Annotated in this window: 11 protein-coding genes; 6 read left to right on the top strand and 5 right to left on the bottom strand. The window is 69.3% G+C overall.

The features are described from left to right. Positions 1 to 3: 3 nt before the first annotated feature. Positions 4 to 705, top strand: a complete 702-nt coding sequence (locus FOZ76_RS17915) for an ABC transporter ATP-binding protein (protein ID WP_143949674.1) — start codon at positions 4 to 6, stop codon at positions 703 to 705. Positions 706 to 770: 65 nt separating this feature from the next. Here FOZ76_RS17915 and FOZ76_RS17920 read toward each other — a convergent pair whose 3' ends face one another. Further along, a complete protein-coding gene (locus tag FOZ76_RS17920; protein WP_143949661.1) occupies positions 771 to 2,036 on the bottom strand; it encodes a M20/M25/M40 family metallo-hydrolase in 1,266 nt (421 codons plus the stop codon). 97 nt (positions 2,037 to 2,133) lie between these two features. Between FOZ76_RS17920 and FOZ76_RS17925 the strand changes: the two genes are divergently transcribed. The 5 genes from FOZ76_RS17925 (at position 2,134) to FOZ76_RS17945 (ending at position 6,065) form a co-directional block, all read left to right on the top strand. Continuing rightward, positions 2,134 to 2,829, top strand: a complete 696-nt coding sequence (locus FOZ76_RS17925; RefSeq protein WP_143949662.1) for a GntR family transcriptional regulator — start codon at positions 2,134 to 2,136, stop codon at positions 2,827 to 2,829. 205 nt (positions 2,830 to 3,034) lie between these two features. Next, on the top strand, positions 3,035 to 3,820 hold the full coding sequence (locus FOZ76_RS17930) for a transporter substrate-binding domain-containing protein (RefSeq protein ID WP_143949663.1): 786 nt from the start codon (positions 3,035 to 3,037) through the stop codon (positions 3,818 to 3,820). A 214-nt stretch (positions 3,821 to 4,034) separates the two neighbouring features. Continuing rightward, positions 4,035 to 4,706: an amino acid ABC transporter permease gene (locus tag FOZ76_RS17935; RefSeq protein ID WP_143949664.1), complete on the top strand. Its 672-nt coding sequence runs from the start codon at positions 4,035 to 4,037 to the stop codon at positions 4,704 to 4,706. Beyond that, positions 4,703 to 5,359 carry an amino acid ABC transporter permease gene (locus FOZ76_RS17940; RefSeq protein WP_143949665.1) on the top strand — a complete coding sequence of 219 codons (657 nt, stop codon included), beginning with the start codon at positions 4,703 to 4,705 and terminating at the stop codon, positions 5,357 to 5,359. The genes FOZ76_RS17935 and FOZ76_RS17940 overlap by 4 nt, the downstream gene beginning before the upstream one ends. Next, positions 5,340 to 6,065 (top strand): amino acid ABC transporter ATP-binding protein, encoded by a 726-nt coding sequence (locus FOZ76_RS17945; RefSeq protein ID WP_143949666.1) that lies wholly within the window; start codon positions 5,340 to 5,342, stop codon positions 6,063 to 6,065. The genes FOZ76_RS17940 and FOZ76_RS17945 overlap by 20 nt, the downstream gene beginning before the upstream one ends. Before the next feature lie 60 nt (positions 6,066 to 6,125). Here the strand turns inward: FOZ76_RS17945 and FOZ76_RS17950 are convergent, their stop codons facing one another. The 4 genes from FOZ76_RS17950 to FOZ76_RS17965 all read right to left on the bottom strand — a co-directional run. Next, on the bottom strand, positions 6,126 to 6,914 hold the full coding sequence (locus tag FOZ76_RS17950; RefSeq protein ID WP_143949667.1) for a citryl-CoA lyase: 789 nt from the start codon (positions 6,912 to 6,914) through the stop codon (positions 6,126 to 6,128). Next, positions 6,911 to 7,642, bottom strand: coding sequence for an SDR family oxidoreductase (locus FOZ76_RS17955; RefSeq protein WP_143949668.1), 732 nt, complete (start codon positions 7,640 to 7,642; stop codon positions 6,911 to 6,913). The genes FOZ76_RS17950 and FOZ76_RS17955 overlap by 4 nt, the downstream gene beginning before the upstream one ends. Beyond that, positions 7,639 to 9,156, bottom strand: coding sequence for a class I adenylate-forming enzyme family protein (locus FOZ76_RS17960; RefSeq protein WP_143949669.1), 1,518 nt, complete (start codon positions 9,154 to 9,156; stop codon positions 7,639 to 7,641). The genes FOZ76_RS17955 and FOZ76_RS17960 overlap by 4 nt, the downstream gene beginning before the upstream one ends. Positions 9,157 to 9,163: 7 nt before the next feature. Continuing rightward, positions 9,164 to 9,905 (bottom strand): Bug family tripartite tricarboxylate transporter substrate binding protein (locus tag FOZ76_RS17965; RefSeq protein WP_143949670.1); only part of this gene is annotated, 742 nt, incomplete at its 5' end.

The following is a 9,905-nucleotide window of genomic DNA, read 5'->3' on the forward strand; positions in this document are numbered from 1 at the left end:
GCCGTGCGGCCTCTGCTGCAGTTCGAGCAGGTGAGCGCCGGCTACGACCGTGCGGTCATCCTCGACGACGTCAGCTTCACGCTGGAGGAGGGCCACAGCGTCGCCCTCCTGGGCCGCAACGGCGTGGGCAAGTCCACGCTGATCGGCACGATCATGGGCGCGACCCGGCTGCATCGCGGCGCCATCCAGTTCGCCGGCGCGCCGCTGCATACCATCGCGCCGCACCGGCGCGCGGCCGCCGGGCTGGGCTGGGTCGCGCAGGAGCGCTGGGTCTTCCCCTCGCTGTCGGTACGCGAGAACCTCACCGTGGCGGCGCGCCGCGGGCCCTGGACCCTGCAGCGCATCCACGCCCTGTTTCCGCGCCTGCAAGAGCGCTCGGCCAACATGGGCAACCAGTTGTCGGGCGGCGAGCAGCAGATGCTGGCGATCGCCCGCGCCTTGATGCTGCAACCCCGCCTTCTCCTGCTCGACGAGCCGCTCGAAGGCCTCGCCCCGGTCATCGTCGAGCAGCTCACCGAGGCCATCGGCACCATGAGCCGCACCGGCGATCTTTCCCTGCTGCTGGTCGAGCAGCACGCGCACCAGGCGCTGGCGATGACCCGGCATGCCATCGTCATGGACCGCGGCCGCATCGTGCATGACGGCAGCAGCGCCGAACTGCTGGCGGATCGGGGCCGCCTGGAGGCCATGATCGGCCTGGGTTGAAGGCCATGCCATGCCTGCCTGCACGCCGATCTGGCCCCCCGGGGCCGGATCGGCGCCGGACCGCCCTAGCGCGCCAGCAGATCGTGCAGCGTGCGGGCGATCACCTGGGTCGCGCCCTGCAGGTCGCGCAGCCGGATGTTCTCGTCGCTGTTGTGTCCGCGGGCTTCGGCCAGCGTGCGCGGCCCGGCCCCGTACAGCACGGTGGGCACGCCGAATTCGGCATAGTGGCGCGCATCCGTATAGAGCGGCGAGCCGACCTCGGCGATCTCGGTGCCGAAGATTTCGCCTGCATGGCGTTGCAGCGGCGCGACGAGCTCGCGCGTGCCGGGCAGTTGCGCCAGCGCACGGGCGTGCATGATGCGCTGCACGTCCACCGCGATGCCGGGGCAGGCGGCCGCGGCCTGGGCGATCAGCTCGCGCAGTTCTCCTTCCACGTCCTGGCCGGTCTCTTCGGGCACGATGCGGCGATCCAGGCGGAAACTCACCTTGTCGGGCACCACGTTCGTGTTGATGCCGCCCTGGATGAGGCCGACGTTCAGGGTGGGGTGGCTGATGCCCGGCACGCTCGAGGCGCGGCGCGCCAGCGTCTCGCGAAAGGCGTACAGGGCTTGAAGCATGTGCGTGCTCGCCTGCAGCGCGTCCACGCCGGTGTCCGGCATGGCCGCATGCGCCTGCTTGCCGCGCACCGTCACTTCGAGGTGCAGGCAGCCGTTGTGGGCCACCACCACGGCATACGAGAAACCGGCCGAGATCGCATAGTCGGGCTTGCTCAGGCCCTCGGCGAGCAGCCAGCGCGGCCCGATGTCGCCGCCGGCCTCCTCGTCGAACGTGAAGTGCAGCTCGACCGTCCCGTTCAGGCGCACATCCTGCGCCGCCAGGCGTTCGAGCGCGAGCAAGGCCCAGGCATAGGTCGCGAAGTCCGATTTCGACACCGCCGCGCCGCGCCCGTACAGACAAGGGCCGTGTTCGGCATCTTCCTCGATGTCGCCGCCGTAAGGCTCGTGCCGCCAGCCATCGCCGGGCGGCACGACGTCGCCGTGCGCATTCATGGCAATGACCGGGCCGCCGCTGCCGAAGCTGCGCCGCACGATCAGATTGATCGCGCTGCGCATCCCGTTGGCGCGGACCAGGTCCGCAGGTACCTCGTGCTGTTCGACCGTCCAGCCCAGGGCCGTGAGCATTTCCGCGGCCACCCGAGCGATCGGCGCGCAGTCCCCGGGCGGGTTGTCCGAGGGCGTCTGGACCAGACGTTGCAGAAACGAGGTCTGCCATGTGGCTTCGTTGGCCAGGATGGCATCCAGCAGGGCGTACGGAGTGGAGCGATTGGACATGGTGGAAGGGGCGGGAAAGATGGGTTCTCTATTGTATGTAATCCTGGTATGCAATTTTGGTGCCATGAAATATCATGGAATTGTTAGACTACGCGCCATGAACCAGACCGCCTCCGCCGTTTCCGACGCCAGCGCCGAGCAGATCGCCGCCAGCATTGCCGACGCCATCGTGGCGCGCCAATTGCCGCCCGGCACCCGGCTGCGCGAGGAAGCGCTGGCGCGCGTCTACGGCGTGAGCCGGACCAAGATCCGGGCCGCGCTGCTCATGCTCACCAAGGACAAACTGGTGCAGACCGTCCCCGAGAAAGGGGCCTTCGTGAGCCGGCCCAGCGCCGCCGAGGCGCGCGAGATCTTCGCCGTGCGGCGCATCCTGGAAACCGCGCTTGCGCGCGAATTCGTCGCCCGCGCCAAGCCGGCCGACTACAAGCGCATCGACCAGCACCTGCGGCAGGAGCACAAGGCCATCGGCGTGGGCGACGCCCAGTTGCGCAACCGGCTGCTGGGCGACTTCCACATCCTGCTCGCCGAGGTCGTCGGCAACTCGGTGCTCACCGAGATGCTGCGCGAGCTGTCGGCACGCAGCGCGGTCATCACCGTGCTGTACCAGTCCAGCCTGGACGCTCAGTGTTCGAGCGACGAGCACCGGGCCTTCATCGACGCCGCCCGCGAGGGCGACGTCGAGCGCGCCTGCGCGCTGATGGCCGAGCACCTCGATCACGTCGAGCACAGCCTGAACTTCGACGAAACCGGCGCCAGCCGTCACGACGACCTGGTGTCCGCGCTGCTCGCCTGAGCCGCTGACGGCCGTTCACTGACGGCATGCCCGCTATTGGTGCGGACTCCCTCTATTGGTGCGTCGAGACACGCCTATGGGGCGTCGTCGCCCCGCTGAGGGCGTGGAACGCCCCGGTTCAAAGTGGCACGTCCTTTGCATAACTATTTTTGTATACGAAATTAGTGTGCAAATGACCAACCCCGTCAGGATCAGGAGAGCATCCATGACCTTGCGCCGCATACTCGGCATCGTGGCGACCGCCGTCACGCTCGCGCTGCCCTTCGGCTCGGCTAGCGCCGATGCCTTGGACGACATCATGAAGAACGGCGTGCTGCGCGTCGCCGTCCCCCAGGATTTCCCGCCCTTCGGCTCGGTGGGGCCGGACATGAAGCCGGTCGGCTACGACATCGACACGGCCAACCTGATCGGCGAGAAACTGGGCGTGAAGGTCGAACTCGTCCCTGTCACCAGCGCCAATCGCGTGCCGTTCCTGCAGACCGGCAAGGTGGATCTGGTCATCTCCAGCCTGGGCAAGAATCCCGAGCGGGAGAAGGCCATCGACTTCTCGGTCGCCTACGCGCCCTTCTTCAACGGCGTTTTCGGTCCGGCCGACCTGAAGGTCCAGGAAGCCGCGGACCTGGCCGGCAAGACCATCGGCGTCACGCGCGGCGCCGTGGAGGATCTGGAACTCACCAAGATAGCGCCCGAGAGCGCCAAGATCTCGCGCTATGAGGACAACAACGGCACGATTTCGGCCTTCCTGGCCGGCCAGGTCCAACTGGTCGCCACGGGCAACGTCGTCGCCGCGGCCATCCTGGAGCGCAATCCACGCCAGCGCCCGGAGACCAAGTTCCTCATCCAGAATTCGCCATGCTACATCGGCCTGAACAAGAACGAGCCCGCGCTGCTGGCCAAGGTGAACGAGATCGTGACGGCCGCGCGCCAGGACGGCTCGCTCGATGCGATCTCCAAGAAGTGGCTGGGCACCGAACTGCCGGAATCGTTCTGAGGCTGCCATGCGACGCTCGGCGCTCGGCAGCGCACACGGCATTCGTGTGGCGATCGACTGCCCGGCGCCGAAAATCGGCCGGCGCGGCGGGTGCCCTCACCCGCGCGTTCGGCGCGCAGCCCAGCCGCGCGCCGAACCGATCGACGGATGCTGGCCCATGGGCCCGGCACGTCCCTTCGCCCGCGTCCCGACAGGTATTTCCTGATTTGCTGCAATGAACTACACCTTCGATTTTTCCGTCATCGGCGACTACCTGCCCGTGATCTGGACCGGCATACAGCTCACGGTCTGGCTGATTCTGGTCGGCGCCGTCTTCGGCTGCGCGCTGGGCGTTTTCTGCGCCTGGGCCAGGGCGCTCGGCCCGCGCTGGCTGCGCCCGCCCGTCGTCGCCTACATCGAGCTGATCCGCAACACCCCGTTCCTGATCCAGCTCTTCTTCATCTTCTTCGGCCTGCCGTCGGTGGGCATCAAGCTTTCCGGGCTCGAGGCATCGATCCTCGCCATGGTCATCAATCTCGGCGCCTACAGCGCGGAGATCGTCCGCGCCGGGATCGAAGCCACGCCCCGCGGGCAGTTCGAGGCGGGCGCCAGCCTCGCCATGAGCCGCCTGCAGGTGTTCCGGTACATCGTCCTGGTGCCGGCGCTCAAGCGCATCTGGCCGGCGCTGTCCTCGCAGATCGTGATCGTCATGCTGGGTTCGGCCGTGTGCTCGCAGGTGGCCGCCGAGGAACTCACCTTTGCCGCCAACTTCATCCAGTCGCGCTCCTTCCGCGCGTTCGAGGTCTATTTCGTGACGACCGGCATCTACCTGGCGCTCGCGGTGGCGCTGCGCCAGATCCTGCGCGGCCTGGGCTGGTATCTGTTCGACAAGGGGCGCCGGGCATGATCGAGTTCAGCACCTGGGACATCCTGCGCAACCTGCTGCTCGCCGCGCGCTGGACCATCCTCCTCTCCATCGTCGCCTTCATCGGCGGCGGCCTGCTCGGCCTCGTCATCATGGCCATGCGCACATCGCGCCTGGCCTTGCCGCGCCGGATCGCCTGGGCCTATATCGAGCTGTTCCAGGGCACGCCCCTGCTCATGCAGCTCTTTCTCGCCTTCTTCGGGCTGGCCCTGTTCGGTCTGAACATCCCCGCCTGGCTGGCGGCCGGCCTGGCGCTCATTCTCTGGACCGCCGGCTTTCTCGCCGAGATCTGGCGCGGCTGCGTCGAGGCGATCCCGCGCGGCCAATGGGAAGCCTCGGCCAGCCTGGCCATGAGCCGCTACGAACAGATGCGCTACGTCGTGCTGCCCCAGGCCATGCGCATCGCCATCGCGCCCACCGTCGGCTTTTCCGTACAGGTGGTCAAGGGCACCGCGCTCACGTCCATCATCGGCTTCGTCGAGCTGTCCAAGGCGAGCACCATGATCAGCAACGCCACGTTCCAGCCGTTCACCGTCTTCGCCTTCACGGCGCTGCTCTATTTTTTGTTGTGCTGGCCGCTGTCCATCGCCAGCCGCCATCTGGAAAGGAAACACCATGCCGCTTATCGTCGTTGACGAGGTTCGCAAGCGCTTCGGCGACAACGAAGTGCTCAAGGGCGTCAGCCTCAACGTGGAGCCCGGCGAAGTCATCGCCATCATCGGCAAGAGCGGCTCGGGCAAGAGCACGCTCCTGCGCTGCATCAACGGCCTGGAGTCGATCGACGACGGCACCATCATGGTCGGCGACGCCCACGTCGGCACCGACGAAGTCCGCCTGCGCGCCCTGCGCCTGCGCGTGGGGATGATCTTCCAGCAGTTCAACCTGTTTCCCCACCTGACGACAGGTCGCAACGTCATGCTCTCGCCCATGGTCGTCAAGGGAATGAAAGAGTCCGACGCTGCGACACTGGCGCGCGACGTGCTCACCCGGGTCGGCCTGGAACACAAGTTCGACGACTGGCCGGACTCCCTTTCCGGCGGGCAACAGCAGCGCGTGGCCATCGCCAGGGCGCTCGCCATGCAGCCCATCGCATTGCTGTGCGACGAGATCACCTCCGCCCTCGACCCCGAGCTGGTCAACGAAGTGCTCGCCGTCGTGCGCGGGCTGGCCGCCGACGGCATGACGCTGCTCATGGTGACGCACGAAATGCGCTTCGCCCGCGAGGTGTGCGACCGTGTCGTGTTCATGCACCATGGCCGCGTCCATGAAACGGGGCCTTCGGAAGAAGTGTTCGGCAATCCCCAGACCCCGGAGCTGCGCCAGTTCCTCGGCATGCTTTAAAGCACGGGCACGGGCACGGGCACGGGCACCACGCGAGGCGCCGTGCCCCCCGGGCCCGGCTCAACCGCGGGAGCGCTGCGGCAGCACGTTGCGCGGGTCCTGGGCCAGCGCGAGGTCCCACAGCGCGCCGCCGATGGGCGCACGACGCTCCTCCAGCACGTGCGCGACCAGGCCGGCGGTGCGTCCGACCAGTGCCAGGCCGCGCGCGAAGGCCGGGTCCAGCCCCATGTCCGCGATGATCGCGCCGGTGGCACCGGCGGCATTCAGCGGCATGGGCCGGCCGAGCGCCTGCCCCAGTGCCTCGGCCACCGCGACGGCCAGCCGCCAGTGCCGGCCGTAGTAGCCGTTCTCCCGGCTCACGCTCGCCAGCACCGGCACGCGCGGATCGCCGTTCACGTGGATGGGATGTCCCACGCCCGGAACCCCGCGCGACTGCGCCCGGCACGCCTGGACCAGCGCACGTGCGCTGGCGGCGAGCTGCTCGTCGCTGCACGCGTCCTCCAGCGCGGCGGCATGTTCGGCATACAGCCGCGCGGCCTTCTCCGCCGTGCCCAGCAATCGGTCGCCGGCGCCCAGCAACCCGGCCGCGACCGCGCCTTGCAGGGATTCGGGCGCTCCCGACCAGGTCAGCCGGGCGCTCATCGCGCTCGGCGTGAGGCCATGGTCGGCCGCCGTCACCAGGCACAGATTGAGCATCGCCTTCTCGCGCGGCTCCGGCTCGCGGCCCCAGTTCAGCACGCACAGCATGTCGACGAAGTCGAGCTTGCCGAGGATGTCCCGGGCAAGATCGCGGCCGCGCACATGGATCGCGTCCGGCGTGGTGTAGCCGATCTCGGTGCTCACGGTCATGGCGCCAACCCCACGGTGATGCCGCCGCAGACGTAGAGCACCTGGCCGGTGATGAAGCCCGCGTCCGTGTGCATGAAACCGTGCACGGCGTGGGCCACGTCTTCCGGGCGGCCGAGCCGGCGCACGGGCACGCCCTCCACGATGCGCCGCGTTCGTGCGCTGTCGGCGGGGTTGGCAGCCTGGAAGGCGGCCGTCGCGATCGGCCCCGGCGCCACGGCATTGACCGTGATGCCCTGCGGGGCGAGTTCCAGCGCCCAGGTGCGGGTGAGGGCGTTGAGCGCTCCCTTGGCGGCGGCGTAGCCGCTGCGCAGTTCCTTGCCCAGCGCGGCGCGGCTGGAGATGTTGACGATGCGGCCATGGCCGACCGTCGCCATGCCCGGCACCAGGGCCTGCGCGCACTGGAGCGCGGCGCGGGTGGTGACGGCAAGCTGGCGGTCGAAGTCGGCCAGCCGGGTGTCCCGCAGGCTGGCGGGCCGGATCGCGGCCACGTTGTTCACCAGGCCGAGCACCGGGCCCTCGGCGAGCAGGCGCTCGAGCGCCCGGCCCAGCGCAGCCTCGTCGCCCAGGTCGACAGGCACGTGGACGCCTGCGCTGTCGGGCGGCGGCGCCTGGATGTCGAAGTTGACCACCTGCCAGCCGGCGTCGGCGAGCCGGCGGCCGATGGCCAGCCCGATGCCGGACGAGGCGCCGGTCACCAGGACTCGGCGCGGGGAATCTGCTTGCGTCATGAGCGTGCTTGTCTCAGGTTGGCCGCGACCTGGGCCTGGATCTCCTTGCGGGAGACCTTGCCGTTGGCGGTGCGCGGCAGTTCGTCGAAGATGTGGACCGCCTTGGGTGCCTTGACCGAGTCCAGGCTCGCCTTGACCCAGGCGGCCAGTGCCTGCGCGGTGACGGCGTCTGCGCCAGGGCGCAACTGCACGGCGGCATGCACGGCCTCGCCCCAGTGCGCGTCCTCGATGCCGAACACGGCGCAGTCGTAGACCGCGGGATGGGCGCCCAGCGCGGCCTCGACATCGCCCGGATAGACGTTGAACCCTCCGGTGATGATGACGTCGCGGATGCGGTCCTTCAGGAACAGGAAGCCGCGCTCGTCCAGATAGCCGCCGTCCCCGGTGCGCAGCCAGCCGTCGCGCAACGCCTCGGCCGTCTTGTCCGGCTGCCGCCAATAGCCCGACATCACGAGGTCGCCGCGCACCACGATCTCGCCGGTCTCGCCGGCGGGCAGCAGGCGGCCGTCGGGCGCCATGATCGCCACCTCGGTCAGCAGGGTGGGGCGGCCGACCGACAGCAGGTTGCGCGGGTCGCGCGACTCCTCCACGCTCAGCGCACTGATCGCCGCGGGCGCCTCGGTCTGACCGTAGCCGGTGGTCAGCACGCCGAACACCTCGCGTGCCTGCAGGATCTTGTCGGCGCGCATGGGCGCCGCCGCGTAGGTGAAGTGGCGCAGCGCCGACCAGTCGCGCGCGCCCACGCCGGGCTCCTCCAGGAGCGTGTAGATCAGCGTGGGCGGCATGAAGACCGCCGTGATGCGCTCGCGCTCCATCTGGTCCAGGACGTCGGCGGGGCGGGTCGAGCGCGGCAGGACGATGGTGCCGCCGCGGCCCAGCACCGGCAGCAGAAAGGTCGAGGTGCCGTGCGTGATGGAGGCTACCGCGAGATAGCGCGTGTCGGTGTCGGCACGCAGCGATTCCATCAGCGAGACCACGCAGGTGTTCCATGCGCGGTAGCTCTGCATCACGCCCTTGGGCAGCCCGGTGGTGCCGCCGGTGAATTTGATCGCCTGCGTCTCGGCCAGGTCGTGACGGATGCGTTCGGGCGGGACGTCGCCGTGCCGGGCCAGAGCCAGGTCGAAGCTGCGGTCAGCCTCGCCCGGCGCGTACTGCAGGGTCGCGACGCCGGCGCCGGCGACCTTCCCGGCCAGGCTCTCCTCCGCAATCACCAGCGCCGCCTCGGTGAAGGTCACGCTGCGCAGCAGTTCGGCACGTCCCGCTCGCGGATTGAGCGGCACCCAGATGCGTCCGGCGAGCAGGGTGCCGAACAGCGCCACGACGTGGGCGAAATGGTTGCCCGCGCAGATGGCGATGCGCGCGCGCGTATCGGGCGCCAGCGCCTGGATGGCGCTGGCCGCGGCGCGCACCCGGCCGGCCAGCGCAGCGTAGCTCAGGCTGCCTTCCGGCCCCTGCAACGCGGTGGCGTCGGGCCAGCGCTCGGCGGCGCGCAAGAAAAATTCGATGGGCTGCATGTCGTGCTCACTCCGCCCTGGCGCCCGAGGCGCGGACCACGTCGGGCCAGCGCCGGGTCTCGGCCGCGACGAAGGCCCCGAATTCGCCGGCGTCCAGGGTGCTCGGCTCGGCGCCCAGCTCGGCCAGGCGGGCCGCCACGGCGGGGCTCTTCTGCGCTTCCCGGGTCGCCGTGTTGAGCCGCTCGACGATGTCCGCCGGCGTTCCGGCCGGCACGAACAGCCCCATCCACGCAATCGCCTCGTAGTCCGGCACGCCGGCCTCCCGCATCGTGGGCACGTCGGGCAGCGACGGCACTCGCTGCGGCCCGGTCACAGCCAGCGGGCGCAGGCGTCCGTCCTTGATCAAGGGCAGCGAGGTGCTCAGGTTGTCGAACATGAGATCGATGCGTCCGCCGATCAGGTCGGTGAGCGCGGGGCCGCCGCCGCGATAGGGCACGTGGGTCAGGTCGACGCCGGCCAGGTGCTTGTACATCTCACCCGACAAATGGATGCTGCTTCCGCTGCCGGACGATCCCATGTTGAGTGCGCCCGGCTTGCGCTTGGCGAGCGCCGTGAGTTCGGCCACGCTGCGCGCCGGCACATCGGGGTTCACGACCAGCACGTTGGGCCCGGCCAACACCATCGCCACCGGTGTGAAGGCCTTGGCGGGGTCGTAGGGCAGGTTGCCGTACAGCGTCGGGTTGATCGCGTGCGTGCCGACGGTGCCGAGCAGCACGGTATAGCCGTCGGCCGCGGCCTCGGCGGCGGCG

Source organism: Verticiella sediminum, from assembly GCF_007558815.1.
In the GTDB taxonomy this organism is placed as follows: domain Bacteria; phylum Pseudomonadota; class Gammaproteobacteria; order Burkholderiales; family Burkholderiaceae_B; genus Verticiella; species Verticiella sediminum.